Here is a 17376-nt window from a genome sequence, read left to right on the forward strand (position 1 = left end):
CTTAACTCTTAATCATGCAAACAACGACACGATTAGATAGTTGAAACGAGCATGTAAAAATATTCACACGCAGGAGCATGATTATTTAAAGCGAGTTCCATGTGTTGCAAAAAATAAACAAGTATAAACACATGAAAACATACCTTGAAATATGACCATGAATTTATTCCTTTTCCGATCTCACTCTAGATTTCGGCCCCCTGTTTTCTAATTCAAACCACTGGAGGGATAACGAACCCACACAAGTTTATTAAAGAAAAAACTGAGCAAGAACGATAACCAAAATAAGAGCAATCAGGAAAACATAGGAATAGGGACTTGCAAAGTTCAATGTTTTACCGAATGCCGGGTAAAGTTTAGGAACAAGTAATCTTGGATCTTTTCGGTTGAAGTAAAAAGGTCCTCTCCAATTGTTCGGGTTTTTACTCATCGAGTCCAAATAGTCGGGGTCGTGTTTTGTTTTCATGGTTTATCGTTTTTATTGTAGTTGTAATCATACCAAATTACATAAAACTACTCGAAGATACTTCGAAATTAAACCACTCCAACCATAAGGGTTTTGTTTTGCAGAGTTGTCTTTTATTAAATGACTTTTTTTTGCTTAATTTAGCAAACACCATATTTATTCTGAATCAACAACCAACAACACGTATTCGATATGAAAACCCTGATTTTAACCCTGCTCATTTTTTCACTCGCTTCAGTTGGAATTGCCCAGGAACGCTATCTGGAACAAATTACGGACTCGGTAAAAACCGACACCTACACCTACGCCCAAAAAGATGGTGAAGAATTAGACCTTGATATATACACACCTGCTTTCGACAGCGAGCTGGAACGTCCGGTAATTATTTATGTGCATGGAGGCGGTTTTTCCGGTGGCACTCGAAATGGGAAAAATACAATTGCCTTTTGTAAACGAATTGCAGAACGCGGTTTTGTAGTGGTTTCAATGAGCTATCGTTTAACCAGAAAAGGAACTGAAACCGCTTTCGGATGCGACTGCCCGGCCAATGAAAAGTTGAGCACAATAGCCAGTGCCGTTGAAGACGTTCAGGACGCCACTTTTTTTCTCATTGAAAATAGAGAAACATTTGGGATCGATCCTCAAAACATTATTCTGGCAGGTAGCAGTGCTGGCGCAGAAACTGTTTTAGCGACAGCCTACGAACCACCTTATTGCTACGGCTTAGATTCTGGTCCTGTTTCTTATGCCGGTGTTGTTTCCATGGCCGGAGCAATAGCCGACACAGCCAGAATTTATGATGAATCAGCCGTTCCATCCTTGCTTTTTCATGGTACCTGCGACAATCTTGTCCCCTACGCCACAGCGCCCCATCATTACTGCGATGAAAGCAAGGCCGGTTATCTGATTTTACATGGAGCTAAAGCCATTGCAGACAAACTTCATCAACTAAACAAACCTTACTGGCTGTACACCTTTTGTGGAGAAAATCACAGTGTAGCCGGATCTCCAATGACCAACCAAATGGAAGAAATCATGACATTTTGCTATGACTTTGTGCTTCATGGTTCGAAAGACCAAATCCATACGGTTGTTCCGGGAAAGCATAACTGTGACTATCCCGCTTTTGATTTCTGCAACGAATAAACTTAACATCAATGAGAGCTTCACTAGTATTCGCCATGCTTTTACTAACAATCCTAAATTCGGCACTTTCTCAAACAGCGAAGGTGGTTACTTACAATATCCGATATAATAATGAAGGTGATGGTATTAATGCCTGGCCAAATCGGAAATTCCAGGTAACCGACTTACTTCGGTTTCATGAAGCTGATATTATTGGTCTTCAGGAAGCTTTGTACGGACAAGTCACTGATATTTCGTTGCAAATGCCGGGCTTTGACCAAGTAGGTGTTGGCCGTGACGACGGGAAAGCTGCCGGCGAGTACTCCCCGATTTTCTACGATAGTAGAAAGTATCAGCTTAAAGACCATGGTTGGTTTTGGCTCTCCGAAACGCCAACATACCCGAGCTTAGGATGGGATGCTGCTTGTAAGCGCATTTGCACTTACGCCTTACTGGAAAACTACGATAAACGGAAATCAGTTTGGGTGTTTAATACTCATTTTGATCATGTTGGAGAGGTCGCCCAATTTAATTCAGTCCGAATCATTCTACAAAAAATAGATCGGTTGAATGAGAAAAATTATCCGGTAATTTTAATGGGCGATTTAAATCTCACTCCCAATCAAAAACCAATTGAGATCATTGAAACGGAATTTTTCGATAGCAAAAAAGTGTCGGAGCAAGCTCCCTACGGTCCGGACGGAACATTCAACGGGTTCGATTTTAACAGCGAATTAAAAAGACGCATCGACTACATTTTTGTAAAAGGAAAGCTAGATGTTAAGAAGTATGGCGTGTTGACTGACTCCTACGAACAACGCTATCCTTCGGATCATTTACCCGTATTGGTTGAAATTGAACTATAATTACTGAACTTTTCGCATGCTTTTCTGTCTAACTATCCAATGAAAGTTGACTACCTCATCATTGGACAAGGATTGGCCGGAAGTTTGTTAATCCACGAATTAAATAAGGCCGGCAAAAGCTACTTCGTATTTGATAATCCAGATCTGAAAAAAGCGTCAGACGTTGCTGCAGGAATTATTAATCCCGTTGTTTTTAGACGAATGACCAAAAGCTGGCTCATTGATGAGCTATATTCGCAGTTACTAAAAACCTATGCTGAACTGGAAACGTTTTTAGAGGTGAAAATTCTTTATCCGCTTCCAATAAAAAAAGTACTGGGTGAAGGTGATGCCGCATTATGGATGAAGAAATACATTGACAATGATTTGCAAGATTACATCCACTCTACAATTGAATATGATCATCATCAGTTCATAAACAATAACTTTGGGATGGGGATGGTTGAAAAAAGTGCCCGGATTGATCTCAAGCTTCTTATTGAAAAAATCAAAGCCCTGCTTGTAAGACAGGCATGTATAAGATTTGAAAAGATAAACCATTTGGATCTAGAACTTACCAACGATCAAGTTCGTTACCACGATATTTTGGCCGACAAAATTATTTTTTGCGAAGGACATGCCGTTTCGGACAATCCCTATTTTCAGGATATCAAATTTAAACATACCAAAGGTGAAGTGCTCCGTATAAAAACAGAAAACTTTTCAGCCAACTTTATATTGAACAAAGCAATTTTTCTCATGCCCGAAGGAAGGCAGTTTTACCGACTGGGAGCAACTTACGATTGGGACAATTTATCGCTAGAAACAACGCAACAGGCCAAAGACGAATTGCAAGAAAAATTGAGCAAGGTATTCAACGATCGCTATCAGATTTTAGATCAGCAGGCAGGTATTCGCCCAACAACTCACGACCGCCGGCCGGTCATCGGCATTCATCCTAAATACAACCGGATGGGTATTTTTAATGGGCTGGGCTCGAAAGGAACCATGCTCGGTCCCTATTTTGCCAAACAGTTCTGCGATTATCTTTGTGGTAAAACAGACGGCCTTCATCCCGAAGTTGACTTGGCTCGCTACTTTCAGAAATAAATTAAATACTCTATTAAAACAAAACGGATATGCTGTTTCATTTACGAGCAACTTGGTCATTGGTTAATCGTTTCTAAGCTAAATTTGACTACGAAAAACTTGACCGAAGCGAAATTCAGAAATATTTATCCACAAAGCGTATATTTATTACATTTCATTTAAATGAGAATACTCCAATTTATATATCAGACATTTTACCGTAGCTGACCCAATCAGCAAAATACCTGCGAGAAGAGCTACAAGTTGGATTGTAGATCCAGTACGCAGCTCTCGTTAAAAACACCTGCAATCATCTCTATACTTGATACATAAACTAGATAAAACTAAGAAAAAGGCTGCCCATTTATGCTTTCAGAAAAGCATCGTTAGAGATCATTATAAGCTTATGTGGTTATGTGTTCGCGTTTTAGTCTTCGGCAAAGATCAAGCCGGGAACACCTGTGACTCCATCAATAGCGACCTTGAAATTTTTCGTGTAGTTTACCACAAATAAGCCACGATTCATATAGCCTCCAAAACGGCTTACTCTGTCGAAATAAAATTCCCCTTGGTTGAGTTTCACACGATGGTATGCCAAACACTCGTTAAAATCTTTTCCATAGTTGAACAATGCCGACATAAAATAAAAGGCGATATCGTACCCTTGAAAGCTAAATTGGTTTGGTTCAGCAGAAAAATTACTCCTGAAGTCTTCAATGAATCGGTTTGTCAAATTAGAACTGTAATCGACAAAATAAGGACTCAACAAATGTAACTTGGTATGATGAAGGTATTCAGGCTGAATACTGTGGTATCGCTGAAAGTTCGACATTCCAACCAAGGTAATCGGAAAATCTTCCGATAACGAATTGACATTGGAAATAGCCACGCTTATCTGAGCCTCTGTTTCCGAAGGGATAATAAATACGTTTTCTCGGTCCTTGCTTAATATTCGTCGCAAGCCCCAATAGCCTTCCCGATTGAAATTATATTCGTGAAAGTGCACTTCGCGATCAGCATTTAAGAAGCCGTTCGAGAAAAATTTCTCGCGGCAAAGATCAACCAAAGTAGCTTCGGGCAGATGTTTGTACTCCCCCATTTCGAGCACAATTAAGTTTTTATTGAAATACTCTTCGCCTATAAAATCAGCTGTTTCCCTAACCAGATAGTCTTTAGTTGGATTCACCTTAAAATAGTAGGGATTTTTGTCTTCAAAGTTACCCGACGAAGACAAAGGCGAAACCATCGGAATATGGTTTTTATATGCAAAATCGGCAACCGGTTGTTGAAGATTAGGAAACACGGGCCCAATAATCAGGTCGAGCTCACGAAACACATCCAGCTGCACCAGAGAATCAACAACTGCTTGTTCCTGATTGGTATCAAAAACGTGTAATTGGATCTTCATCCCGGCTTTCTGTAGGCTGTCAACTGCCATAAGTACTCCTTCATAAAAATGAACAAAGTTCTCTGAGCGCGGATAAATAATTTCCTCATCCCTAATTTTAAATGTATCCGCCGGCAATTCATCCGGATCTTCAACCTGACTCATGAATGTTTCATCCATTATCATTTCCTCTTTGGTCATTGGCACGCGATTCACCGTATCGTTTGCGGGAAGATAAAGTGGCAAAAGCAAAGCCACATCATATTCATCATAGGCAGCCATCAAATCAGGCTTACAACTTTCGGGCACGCTCCTCGGGATGATTCTTACTGCTTGCTCGGACACCGCCACCTTATTTTCTGATCGCTCTATAAAAACTTCCTTATCGGGGGTATCTTGCTTATCAGTCTCCAGCGGTTCCTGAGCGACAACATCCGTAATCAATATGGTTTCTCCGGCCATCAAGCCCCGGTAGTTGAGTACCGGATTTATTTTTTTGATTTCACTAATCTTTACACCATACTTATTGGAAATACTGTAAAGAGTTTCGCCACGCAATACATGATGTTTCTGAAACTGGCCATCACTTACAGGTTTTACGTCAAATTCAGGTAGCTTTTCCGAAACCGGAATTTTAATTCGCAGCCCCGCGAGCAGCCCATTTTCAAGAGCGGGATTGTATTTTTCCAACACGTCGCGGGTAACATGATATTTGCGTTCCAAGCTCCAGAATGTTTCGCCCGACTCAACTAAGTGAGTAAAGAAGCCACTTTGTGGAGCTGTTTCAGTAGTCATACGGATCTCCTTCTCGGGAATCGTCAGCATCATGCCAATTGGTAAACCATTGTTCGCTTCTGGATTGGCGTCCAATATTGATGCAATAGAAACATTGTATTTCTTTGAAATGGAGTACAACGTCTCATCACCTTTTACCCGGTGAGTTTTAACCCTAAATGTATCCTGGCTGGCTGCAACTCGTTTTTTCGTTTTGGCAGCTTCTCGTATTCGTTTCAAGTCAGCGGCATCAGGAATTAGCAAAATCATTCTTTTCTGCAGACCATCCTCCTCAACGTCCGGATTATACTTCAATATATCTTCTACTTCAACATCATATTTATTGGCTATAAAATGCAGCCCGTCTTTGCGTTTTACGCGGTAAGTATGAAAAGAAGGCAGTTCTTCCTTTTGCGCAGGAGACAAATTCTTATCCAAGGAAGTTTCGGCTACCGGAATTTTCAATTCCTGCCCCGTTTTCAAGCCAAATATCAAATCAGGGTTTGCGCCAAGCAATTCTTTTTTATCAACAGTGTATGCTTCGCTCAGCGAAAAAATAGTCTCGCCTTTTACAACAACATGAATCACATATGTTTTTCCATCTTCTTGAATTCGACGTTCCTGAGCGTTAAGTTGAACACTAATAAAGATTAGTAATATGAATGTTAAAAATCGAATATTCATGTGTTTAAATTCTGGTTGAGGCGGAAGATATTTCCGATCTCGCTACAAGTGATCAAAAATAAGATATTAAGTCCGATGTTTCAGACAAAAAACGGATTAAAAAAGTTTAAATTGTATTTGATTTTCGATAATCAGTATCTTTTAGCAGAAAAGTATTTCATGAATTGTGCCCGTTCATAAACTGCTACATGTTTGGATGAGATGGCCAATTTACCTTTAAAGTCATTAATTTCAGTATAAGCTTTCTCATCCATCCACTCGGCAATCTCTTCATTGAACTGACTAATCATTTCAGCTCCTCCATTATACAATACCGATGCAACCTGAACTGCACTGGCTCCGGCCAATAAAAATTTAATAACTGTTTCGGCAGCATGTATGCCTGTTGTGGCCGATAACGGACAATCAATTTTCGACGACAAAATACCTGTCCACCTTAATGGCAATAAATAGTCGTTATCGTGGCTTAACACATCGGCACCAATCACCGTTTCGTTTCTGATATCGATATCAGGAGAATAAAACCGATTGAATAAGGTAATTCCAGCTACTCCGGTTTCCGATAGTTTTTTTACAACATTGCCAAGATTCGAAAAATAATGGCTGATCTTGATACTCACCGGAATTGAGACGACTTCCAATACCTTTTTAATGGTTTCAAAATAAAACTGTTCGTTGTGGTAACTGGTTTTGTAAACATCGGCAGGTAATAAAAACAAGTTTAGTTCCAGCGCATCGGCTCCGGCTTCAGCAAGCTTTTGAGCAAACAACACCCAATCCGAAGCGCTAATGCAGCTCACACTCGCCACAATCGGCACATCAACAGCCTCTTTAGCCTGCTTTATCAGGTTGGTGTAATCCTTCAGATTCTCGTCCTTAATGATGTAATCAAAGTAATCCAGGTATTCGGGATCGGGCTCCAAATCTCTGCTTTTTGTCAGCTCTTCTTGTAATTGAGTATCAATCTCTTCTTCAAAAATCGACTTTAAGACAATTGCTCCTGCACCAGCTTTGGCCAGCTTTTTTATTTGGTTCAAATCGGCAGTCATACTGCTGCTTGCAGCAATTACAGGGCTTTTCAATTCTAAACCAAAAAATTGAGTTTTAAGATTTGCCATAGCTTTGTTTGTTCTTATTTCTTTATGAAAATGGATTCATTTTACTTTGCTTTTGCCTCTATCTTTTCTTTGTTGGTTTTGTTTGCTGTTAATAAATACTGATGCATTCCGGCAGCTGCTTTTCGTCCGTCGCCCATCGCCAAAATAACGGTAGCTCCTCCCCGAACGATATCACCGCCAGCAAACAGCTCCGGCATCGAACTCTGCATGGTCTCCGGATCAACGTCAATCGTTCCCCAACGACTGACCTTCAAATCCGGCAGTTCCGATGGCACAAGCGGGTTTGGCGACACACCAATAGCAACAACCACAACATCAACGGGAATGTCATACTCTGAACCTTCAATCACCACCGGACGTCGCCGTCCTGAAGCATCGGGTTCTCCTAGCTCCATTTTTTGCACCCGCATGCGATTTACTCGTCCGTTTTCATCAGCAAAATACTCGACTGGGTTATTCAAATTCAGAAACTCGATCCCCTCCTCTTCAGCATGATGAACCTCTTCCACCCTGGCGGGCATTTCCTCACGCGAACGACGGTATACAATCATGGCTCGTTCGGCTCCCAATCGCTTGGCTGTACGAACCGAGTCCATTGCTGTATTTCCTCCCCCAATCACAGCTACATTTTTGCCTTTTAGTACCGGCGTATCATAATTATCCTGGGCGGCATGCATAAGATTTACCCGCGTCAAATACTCGTTCGATGACAAAATACCATTGTAATTCTCTCCGGGTAAATTCATAAAACGTGGTAGTCCGGCTCCGCTGGCCACAAAAAATGCTTGAAATCCTTCTTCTTTCAAATCGTTGAAAGAAGCCGTGCGACCAACAATAAAATTGCGCTCGAATTTCACTCCCATTTTTCGCAGGCTTTCCAGCTCAATATCAACAACTTTATTAGGCAAGCGAAATTCAGGGATACCATATTTCAACACTCCACCAATTTCATGCAGCGCTTCAAATACGGTGACATCGTAGCCTAGCTTAACCATATCGCCGGCAAACGACAATGATGCCGGACCGGAACCAATAGCAGCCACTTTAATGTTATTTCCAGGAGCTGTTTCAGGAACGGAAATCGTATCGCTGTTTTGCTCAAAATCAGCCGCAAAACGCTCCAGAAATCCGATAGCAACCGGCTCCTTTTTTAGTTTCAACGTATAAAAACAGTTCGCTTCGCACTGTTTTTCCTGCGGGCAAACCCGACCGCAAACGGCAGGCAAAGCAGAAGTTTCTTTTAATGCTTTTGCAGCTTCCAGAACCTCTCCCCGCTCAATATTTTTAATGAATTTTGGAATATTGATGCTAACCGGGCATCCTTCAATACAAGTTGGATTCACACAATCCATACACCTTACAGCCTCAGCTTTGGCGCTTTGTATATCGAGACCAAGATTAACTTCCCGATCCTGGTATTTAATCCGCTCCATCGGATCAAGCGAAGGCATCTTTACTCGTTGCAGCTCAATCCGTTCCTTATTTTTAATGGTTTTGCGTAAATCTGCTCGCCACTCTTTTTCGCGTTCTATCTTCAGGTACTCTTCCATTCAAGTTGTCAGTTGTTCGTTTTCAGTCTTCCAATGAAAAATTATTCCACGACTTTCTCCCAAGCCTCTTTTTCCTGCTCTTTATATCCGCCAAGTCGTGAAATCAATTCGTCGAAATCAATTTTGTGCGCATCAAATTCCGGCCCGTCAATGCAGGTAAACTTTGTTTGACCACCAACATTAGCACGACATGCGCCGCACATCCCTGTTCCATCAACCATAATGGCATTTAAGCTAGCCTGAGTTGGAAGTTGATATTTTTTGGTAAGCAGAGCTGTAAATTTCATCATCACGGCAGGACCAATTGCAATGCACTCATCCACGTTCTCACGCTTGATTACTTTCTCAGCTCCCGTGGTCACCAGTCCTTTTTCGCCATACGATCCATCATCGGTCATTATAATAACTTCATCCGACCACTGACGAATCTCTTCTTCTAAAATAATTAAGTCTTTATTTCTGGCTGCCAAGACAGTAATAACACGATTTCCTGCTTTTTTAAATCCTTCAACAATAGGCAATAGCGGAGCAATTCCAACACCACCACCACAAGCCAATACGGTTCCAACTTTATCAATCTGGGTTGCTTTCCCCAACGGCCCCACCAAATCAAGAATGGTATCTCCCGGAGACATGTTGCACAAACGGGTTGAACTCACGCCAACCTTCTGAACCACCAAGGTAATTGTTCCGGCCAAAGTATCAGCTTCGGCAATGGTAAGCGGAATTCGTTCGCCATGTTCATCAATCCGTAAAATAATAAAGTGTCCGGGCTTTCGTGAACGAGCAACTCGCGGAGCGTGAACCACCAGTTTGACAACCTTTTCAGAGAATTGTTCTTTTTGAACTATTTTATACATGTTTATTTCGCCTCGTTATTTTCTTGCTCTGCAAAAATAATAATGTGAAACAACTCTACAGGCATTGTGTGTGTTATTTTACGAAACTTTATTGATTTTAATCATTGAATTTTGATTTCACATTAAACTCACACTAATTATTCGTCAAAATACGACGAAAAAAGCTGGCTCTGGCAGAATTCGCTTATATTTGAGGTTCGACTTTTTTTAACACGCAGTTTAAACATTACTCGATTTATAACGCAGTTTTTTCAATATGGCTCAGGAACTTATAATCGGACTTACAGAACACCGAACTTTTGGCAATATCTTTCAGGCTTTTTTAATTGAAAAAAAGGTCTCCTTTTACAGTATTGTAAAGCTGGTAAGAATGCATGATCTGCCTGAACTAAACCTCAATTCATTTGAAGAAGGATTGGTTAAGCTAACCAATCAGTACAGCGATGAAATGTTGTTTAAGAAATTTTCAAAGCAAAAAGAATCGAGCAAATTTTTTCAGCAACTGGATCAACGACTCTTTCAGGATCACATCAGTCCGTACATTGATAAGCACATGCGACAAATTGCTGTTTTACTGATGCAGCAAAAGACCCGTTTATTTTTCAAGCAGGCTAAGTATTCGAACCTATACGACGAGGACCTAATTGTTGTGCCCGAGCAATTTTCGCGTGCAACTTTTTGCTTCGAAAAAAATGAGGAAGGCACACGCTATTCGCTGGAAATTAAACATAGCCAGAGTAAAATCAATATTCTGCATAAAAACCTAACGGTAGTCACCAGTCAGCCATGCAGTTTTGCGTGGCAAAACCGGCTATACCTATTCCGGCATATTAGCGCTAAAAAGCTGGTTCCATTTTTAACAAAGGAATTTATCACCATTCCCAAGTCCGTAGAAGAAAAATACTTTGAAACATTTATCCTCAGCACCATAAGAGAATATCCGGTGCGTGCGACCGGTTTTTCGATTGAAGAACACGATAGCGACAAACATCCGCTGCTTTCTTTGGAACCCAATTTAAAGCTTGAACCTGTTTTCATCCCCAAGTTTAAATATGGCGACACGGAATATTTGGCCAATAGCAAATCGTCGGTATTTGTTCATCTCACAAAAGCAAACAACCAGTATTTATTTCAGAAATACAACCGCGACGAAAACTGGGAAAAACAACAAATTCAGCTTTTAAAACAATTGGGCTTGAAGGAAAAAGATGGTTGCTTTTACCCAAAACAAGTTGAGCTGCTGGATGATACCGATCGCTTATTTGAAATGCTGACCTGGCTAAATAAAAACAAAGAAAAGCTTGCCGAGCACGGATTTGAGCTACAGCAAAATCAGTTTGGAAAACGCTACTCAACCGACACACAGAATTTACAGGTAGAAATAAAAACCAGTGAAGATTGGTTTGATATTTACGCCAAAGTTCGTTTTGGGGAATACGAAATTCCTTTTATTAAGCTGAAACGAAATATTCTTAGCGGAATTCGAGAGTTTGAATTACCCAATGGTGAAATAGCAATACTACCAAAAGAATGGTTCACCCAATATGAAGATATATTACCTTTTGCGAAGCAAGATGGGCAAGCTTTAAAACTAAAAAAATACCACTACCAGCTGCTCCAGAAAAGACTGAAAGGGATTGATAAAAGCTTTTTTCAGCGTCTGGAAAAGATTGGCGAAACAGCTTCGGAACCAATAACTGTTCCGGCCAATATACAAGCCAAACTCCGAGCCTATCAGGAAGAAGGTTTTTCATGGATGTATCATTTATATGAACACCAATTCGGCGGCTGTCTCGCTGATGACATGGGTCTTGGGAAAACACTTCAAACATTAACGCTTCTTTTAAAACTGAAGCGCATGAAAAGGCAGATCATGGTGGCTGACCCAACTGAACCGGACAACCAATTAAACATCTTTTCAGAGGAAAAAAGAGAAAAGGAACAGGGGCAAGCGGCCTCGCTGATTGTTATGCCAACCTCATTGATTCACAACTGGGAAAATGAGATCAAAAAGTTCACCCCGTCATTAAAAGCCTATAAACACGTTGGTATTCAGCGTAAGAAATCGCTCAATTTAAAAGGAATACTTTCGTACTACGATATTATTCTGACTACCTATGGAACGGTTCGAAATGACTACGAAATCTTAAAAGAACAGGAGTTTTTTTACCTCATCCTGGACGAAAGCCAAAACATCAAAAACTCCGGTTCAAAAACGTACCAAACAATCAGCAAATTAAAGGCAAAACACCGACTTGTTCTGACCGGAACCCCTATTGAAAACTCGCTCTCAGATCTGTGGTCTCAATTCAACTTCCTGAACAAAGGGCTGCTTGGCAACCAAGCCTATTTTAAGCGCGAATTTATCACGCCTATCGAAAAGAAAAACGACCAGGAGAAACAGGAAAAATTGCAAACGCTGATCCGCCCCTTTGTTTTGCGTCGCAAAAAAGAACAAGTAGCCCGCGACCTGCCAGCGCTGACAGAGCAAATTCGATATTGCGGGATGTCGAAAGAGCAAAAAACATCGTACGAAAAGGAAAAATCCATCATTCGAAATAACATTCTGCAAAACATTGAAAAGGACGGCATGGATAAATCGGCCATTGTTATATTACAAGGGCTGACGAAGCTTCGCCAACTTGCCAACCACCCTTCGATGCTGAACGATGACAGTGAAGCGGAGTCGGGCAAATTCGATGAAATATACAGAAGCTTGAAAAGTTTGATGGCCGAAAACCACAAGGTACTGATTTTTTCCTCGTTTGTTAAACACTTAGAATTAATCAAAGAAAAAATTGAATCGGAAAACTGGAAATACTCCCTACTCACCGGACGGACAACTAACCGGAGTCAGGTTATTAAAAATTTTCAGGAAGATCCAGCGAACCGAATTTTCCTCATATCGCTGAAAGCAGGTGGAGTTGGGCTCAACCTCACTTCGGCCGACTATGTTTTTATTATCGACCCCTGGTGGAATCCCGCTGCTGAGAACCAGGCCATCAACCGGGCACATCGCATTGGTCAAGACAAAAAAGTATTTGTTTACCGCTTTATTACCGAAGGTTCCATCGAAGAAAAAATACAACTGCTGAAAGAGCGAAAATCGTCACTTGCCGAAAAATTTGTCAACTCCAACAATCCGTTTCAAGCGGTCACTCAAAAGGAAATCATCAACCTTTTCAATTAAAAAGTTGTCATAAAATAAGGACTGAAGAAACTCATTCCTCATAATCAGAAAAAATTTTAGTTTCGTAGCATCAATACAAGAAAATATTCGTCATGAAAACTGCCTATTCGTTCCTGTTAATCATCTTGATTTCAACCTTTACTTTTGCACAAAAGAAAGAGCTCACACTTAAAGATGCCATAGTCGGCAGCCGAAGTTATTTGCGCCCCGAACAACTAAAATCGCTGCAATGGAGAGACAACGAACACTACGTTTTTGTGAGAAAAGATACACTTTTACAGTATTCTTGTAATAAGAATAATTCAGATGTTCTATTGACTTTATCCGACATCCGGGAATTCTCTCTTTCCAGATTCCCTGCCTTTAAGTTTATTGATTCACAAACCATTCAATTCCGGCACAATCAATACCTGGTTCTTTTTAATATTGAGAAGAAAACTGTTTCCTTACAATTATCCATTCCAGAGAATGCTGAGAACCTGTCTTTTTGTAAAACATCAAAAACACTTGCATACACCAAAGGTCGAAACCTATTTGTGTTGAATAAGGACGGAGAAACGCAAATTACATTTGATTCTGAAAAAGGAATTTTGAATGGACATTACGTTCATCGTCGTGAGTTTGGTATTACCAAAGGAATCTTTTGGTCTTCAACAGGAAAACAAGTTGCCTTTTACCATAAAGATGAAAGCATGGTAAACGATTATCCTCTGGTTGACTTTATGGCTCGCGAAGCAGAGTACACGCCAATAAAGTATCCGATGGCCGGAATGAAAAGCCACCAGGTTACCGTTGGCATCTATGATTTGGAAAGCGGCAAAACTATTTTTTTAAACACAGGAGACCCCGATGAACATTACCTCACAAACATAAGCTGGGGACCAAACGACAAATTTATTTACCTAGCTGAACTGAACCGTGGACAGGATCATATGGAAATGAACAAGTACGAAATTTCATCCGGTGAAAAAGTAAAGACCTTGTTTGAAGAAACAAGTAGCACCTATGTTGAACCGCAATACCCCCTTGTTTTTTCATCTTCAAATCCGGATCAATTTTACTACCGGACACGCAAAGATGGGTGGTTCCACCTCTACCTGTACGATATTTCAGGTAAGCAAATTAGGCAAATAACAAAGGGGAACTGGGAAGTCACAAACTTTTATGGAGCAGACAAAAAGTACGTTTACATTCAATCAACCAAAGAATCGCCGATTGAAAGACATTTATACAAGGTGAAAATTACGAATGGTGAAATCACCCGTTTAGATCGAGCAGCAGGAACACATCAAGCCAAGTTTTCATCCGACTTCAGTTATTTAATTGATCAATGGGAAGCTTTCGATGTTCCGGGTCAAACGGATTTATCAACGTCTGATGGGAAACTAGTTCGCACCATTAACAAAGCAGATAATCCTGTTGCTGATTTTCAATTCGGGAAAAATGAAATCGTTACAATTAAAGCAGACGATGATTCAACGAATTTATACGGTCGACTGATTTTTCCTCCAAATTTTAATCAAACAAAAAAATATCCGACTATCATTTACGTATACGGAGGTCCGCATGCACAACTAATAAACAATACATGGCACAATGATGTGCGATGGTGGCAATATTACATGGCATCGCATGACTTTATTATATTTACCATGGATAGCCGCGGATCAGGAAATCGGGGGGCTGCATTTGAAAATGTAATTCACCGAAATTTAGGGATTGCTGAAACAGCCGACCAAATGCGTGGAATCGAATATTTAAAAAGTCTGCCATATGTTGATGCAAATCGCATTGGAGCTCATGGCTGGAGCTACGGTGGTTTCATGACTCTTAATTTAATGTTGCGCCACCCCGAAACTTTTAAGGTGGGAGTTGCCGGTGGACCGGTAGTTGACTGGAGCATGTACGAAATTATGTACGGAGAACGCTACATGGATACACCACAGGAAAATCCGGCAGGATATCAGGAAGCAAATATAACCAACCATGTAAATAGCTTACAAGGGAAGTTGATGCTCATTCATGGTGCTCAGGACTCTACGGTAGTGATGCAACATAGTATGAAGTTTTTAAGAGAATGTGTAAGACAAAATAAACCCGTCGACTTTTTCACCTACCCCACTCATCCGCATAACGTGCGCGGAAAAGACCGTGTTCATTTAATGGATAAAGTTAGTCAGTATTTTCTGGACTACCTGTAATAGATGAACCGCAGTAGTTACCCACAGATCGATTTATTTTATATTCTATTCGAACCGTAGCACCTGAGGTTTACGTGGTTGAAAGCTATAAAATTGTGTTTTTGAACGTTCATTCAACACTCCACCAAAAGCTCCAATGTCTGCCGGATGATTTGGGAAATAAGATAAACGCAACTGTATTGTTCTGAACACCAGATTTTCGTTTCTTATTCGAACGCCGGCCCCGATTCCTGCATAATAGTTCTGATCAAAAATCAGACTTTTATTAGAGCCAATTATTCCAAGATCAACAAATCCAAAAAATGCAAAATTGAAGTCTAAAACATGTTTCGGAGTAAACAAAACCGACTCGATATTTAAGCTCAATCGTTGCTTTCCCGTGGCTGAATTACTATCAAAGCCTCGAATCCCTCGCTCCCGCGACAAATACAATTGCTCTAAATCGAATCGTTTTAAACCAATTATATAATTTAGCTTTACAAATTGCCTGAAATTCTTTCTTCCAACTGTGTACAAACGCGAAATATAACTTCCGGTTAGATCAATCTGCCCTTGTTCGAATTTATGAGAATTAAAAAAACCGCCTATACCTGCCGAAGCAAATAAAAACGACGGACGATATTTTATAAAGTTTCCTGAAGAAAAATACAGATGAGAATACCAACGCTTGACGAATTCATTGTCATCGAACCCAATTACCCATTCATGTAGGTATCCCTTTGGAATGTCTTCGGTAATACCGTAGCTATAGATTAGGTAATCTCTGTAATAGCTTCGTTTTGATAAACTAATACTGGCGAGATAGAATTTTGAATTGGCGAAATACTGATTATTCATCGGGTCGGGCTCCGGACGTTCAAAAAAATGATAATAACGCACCCGTCCGGCTGCAACCAACTGACTGCTTCTATACGGCATTCCTTCATTTAGTTGAAAAGCATAACCACCCCATAAGTCATAGTGCCGATAATCCAATTCCAATTCATCAAGAATAATAGGCGAGTCTTCAAATAGGCGATCCGCCCGCTTCCATCGAAGCAACTTCAATCCGCCTCCCCATTCAGTTGAAGATCGTAGAAATTCCTTTTCAAATTCGAACCCTATTCCTTTTCGCTTATATGTATTGGCATATCCCAAGGAGATGTTTAAGAAATTACCTCCGATATTATTAATTTTATAGAACGTTTCGAATCCCACGTAAGGCTCCCGATCAACATGTCCAACTATTTTTGCAGAAATCTGGTGTCCAGCCCCCCAAATATTTTTGTTATACATTTCCAGGCTTGCCCCCTTCAATCCATTGACACTTCCACCAATTCCAAATGCAAAAACATCTTTTGTAAGAACTGTGAGATGGACCTGCTCTGTATTCAGGGAATCTTGTCGTACCAAAAAACGCACGTCTTTTATAAATGGTAAGCGTCTTATAATCCGCTCATTGTCCAATACCTGCTCAACATTCAAAGTATCTCCTCTTTGCACCAGAATATTTTTCCGTATAATTCGCTCATTTGTTTGGGTATGCAACTTATTGGCTGTTTGTCCAAGCCAGGTATGACTTGTCCGGGCAGTATCCCTAAACGAGGGGCCAATAATATCTAACTGTTGAATCTGAATTGATGCAATGGTCTTCCCTTCAAGAAGGCTCATTTGAAAAAGTTCTACTTCAAGTTGGTTCTGATTCCTTTTCCCTTTTTGAGACACAAGGTTATTGTATACTAATCGGGTAATCCGATGTCGATAGGCCTTGTTTTTTAGGGAGTCATAAAATAGCTCCGTGCTACCGTCAACATCCACCGAGTCTTCAATTTGTTCTTGAGCCACTATAACGTTGCTGCTCAAGAACAATCCGAAACAAAAAATCACTATTAAGTTAACCGCCCTAATCACAGTAGCTTTTTTACACAATATTATCTTTTATAAACGTTCAAACCTTAGTCGAATTATCATTTTAACTAGTTTTAACATCTACATAAATCGCTTTATTAATTCGTTTAAATTACTCTAAAAATCGAAATCTGAAGATACTTCAATAAATATTGTTGATGAAAAAAACGATACGCAATTTTGTATTGAATGATCATATT

At 40.3% G+C, this 17376-nt stretch carries 11 protein-coding genes; 5 read left to right on the forward strand and 6 right to left on the reverse strand.

The annotated features are described in order from the left end of the window. Positions 1–250: 250 nt before the first annotated feature. The gene (locus ACTB00_RS12020; protein WP_463300163.1) at positions 251–466 is read right to left on the reverse strand and encodes a hypothetical protein; all 216 of its coding nucleotides are present in this window, start codon (positions 464–466) and stop codon (positions 251–253) included. A 192-nt stretch (positions 467–658) separates the two neighbouring features. On the opposite strand from ACTB00_RS12020, the gene ACTB00_RS12025 reads away from it, so the two are divergent. Genes ACTB00_RS12025 through ACTB00_RS12035 form a run of 3 tightly spaced genes read left to right on the forward strand, consistent with a single transcriptional unit; the run spans position 659 to position 3546 of the window. Beyond that, complete coding sequence (locus ACTB00_RS12025; protein ID WP_463300164.1) at positions 659–1612, forward strand: alpha/beta hydrolase; 954 nt, start codon at positions 659–661, stop codon at positions 1610–1612. Between the two features lie 11 nt (positions 1613–1623). Next, positions 1624–2457 carry an endonuclease/exonuclease/phosphatase family protein gene (locus tag ACTB00_RS12030; RefSeq protein ID WP_463300165.1) on the forward strand — a complete coding sequence of 278 codons (834 nt, stop codon included), beginning with the start codon at positions 1624–1626 and terminating at the stop codon, positions 2455–2457. Positions 2458–2496: 39 nt separating this feature from the next. Further along, the gene (locus ACTB00_RS12035; protein ID WP_463300166.1) at positions 2497–3546 is read left to right on the forward strand and encodes an NAD(P)/FAD-dependent oxidoreductase; all 1050 of its coding nucleotides are present in this window, start codon (positions 2497–2499) and stop codon (positions 3544–3546) included. 406 nt (positions 3547–3952) lie between these two features. Here the strand turns inward: ACTB00_RS12035 and ACTB00_RS12040 are convergent, their stop codons facing one another. From ACTB00_RS12040 to ACTB00_RS12055, 4 genes are all read right to left on the reverse strand, one after another. Continuing rightward, on the reverse strand, positions 3953–6370 hold the full coding sequence (locus tag ACTB00_RS12040) for a LysM peptidoglycan-binding domain-containing protein (protein ID WP_463300167.1): 2418 nt from the start codon (positions 6368–6370) through the stop codon (positions 3953–3955). Between the two features lie 131 nt (positions 6371–6501). Then, positions 6502–7488, reverse strand: coding sequence for a dihydroorotate dehydrogenase-like protein (locus tag ACTB00_RS12045; protein WP_463300168.1), 987 nt, complete (start codon positions 7486–7488; stop codon positions 6502–6504). A 41-nt stretch (positions 7489–7529) separates the two neighbouring features. Beyond that, positions 7530–9038 carry an NADPH-dependent glutamate synthase gene (gene gltA, locus ACTB00_RS12050; RefSeq protein ID WP_463300169.1) on the reverse strand — a complete coding sequence of 503 codons (1509 nt, stop codon included), beginning with the start codon at positions 9036–9038 and terminating at the stop codon, positions 7530–7532. 41 nt (positions 9039–9079) lie between these two features. Then, positions 9080–9898, reverse strand: a complete 819-nt coding sequence (locus tag ACTB00_RS12055) for a sulfide/dihydroorotate dehydrogenase-like FAD/NAD-binding protein (protein WP_463300170.1) — start codon at positions 9896–9898, stop codon at positions 9080–9082. Positions 9899–10154: 256 nt separating this feature from the next. On the opposite strand from ACTB00_RS12055, the gene ACTB00_RS12060 reads away from it, so the two are divergent. After that, the gene (locus ACTB00_RS12060) at positions 10155–13088 is read left to right on the forward strand and encodes a DEAD/DEAH box helicase (protein WP_463300171.1); all 2934 of its coding nucleotides are present in this window, start codon (positions 10155–10157) and stop codon (positions 13086–13088) included. A gap of 92 nt (positions 13089–13180) precedes the next feature. Beyond that, on the forward strand, positions 13181–15289 hold the full coding sequence (locus ACTB00_RS12065) for a S9 family peptidase (RefSeq protein WP_463300172.1): 2109 nt from the start codon (positions 13181–13183) through the stop codon (positions 15287–15289). 45 nt (positions 15290–15334) lie between these two features. Here ACTB00_RS12065 and ACTB00_RS12070 read toward each other — a convergent pair whose 3' ends face one another. Next, positions 15335–17113: a BamA/TamA family outer membrane protein gene (locus ACTB00_RS12070; RefSeq protein WP_463300173.1), complete on the reverse strand. Its 1779-nt coding sequence runs from the start codon at positions 17111–17113 to the stop codon at positions 15335–15337. Positions 17114–17376: the final 263 nt, after the last annotated feature.

Source organism: Sunxiuqinia sp. (genome assembly GCF_055140945.1).

What these genes read in the sequence shown, in the direction of transcription:
- ACTB00_RS12030 (WP_463300165.1), top strand. Translation starts at nt 1,624, where the DNA reads ATGAGAGCTTCACTAGTATTCGCCATGCTTTTACTAACAATCCTAAAT.
- ACTB00_RS12025 (WP_463300164.1), top strand. Translation starts at nt 659, where the DNA reads ATGAAAACCCTGATTTTAACCCTGCTCATTTTTTCACTCGCTTCAGTT.
- ACTB00_RS12065 (WP_463300172.1), top strand. Translation starts at nt 13,181, where the DNA reads ATGAAAACTGCCTATTCGTTCCTGTTAATCATCTTGATTTCAACCTTT.
- ACTB00_RS12020 (WP_463300163.1), bottom strand. Translation starts at nt 466, where the DNA reads ATGAAAACAAAACACGACCCCGACTATTTGGACTCGATGAGTAAAAAC.
- gltA (WP_463300169.1), bottom strand. Translation starts at nt 9,038, where the DNA reads ATGGAAGAGTACCTGAAGATAGAACGCGAAAAAGAGTGGCGAGCAGAT.
- ACTB00_RS12040 (WP_463300167.1), bottom strand. Translation starts at nt 6,370, where the DNA reads ATGAATATTCGATTTTTAACATTCATATTACTAATCTTTATTAGTGTT.
- ACTB00_RS12060 (WP_463300171.1), top strand. Translation starts at nt 10,155, where the DNA reads ATGGCTCAGGAACTTATAATCGGACTTACAGAACACCGAACTTTTGGC.
- ACTB00_RS12045 (WP_463300168.1), bottom strand. Translation starts at nt 7,488, where the DNA reads ATGGCAAATCTTAAAACTCAATTTTTTGGTTTAGAATTGAAAAGCCCT.
- ACTB00_RS12055 (WP_463300170.1), bottom strand. Translation starts at nt 9,898, where the DNA reads ATGTATAAAATAGTTCAAAAAGAACAATTCTCTGAAAAGGTTGTCAAA.
- ACTB00_RS12035 (WP_463300166.1), top strand. Translation starts at nt 2,497, where the DNA reads ATGAAAGTTGACTACCTCATCATTGGACAAGGATTGGCCGGAAGTTTG.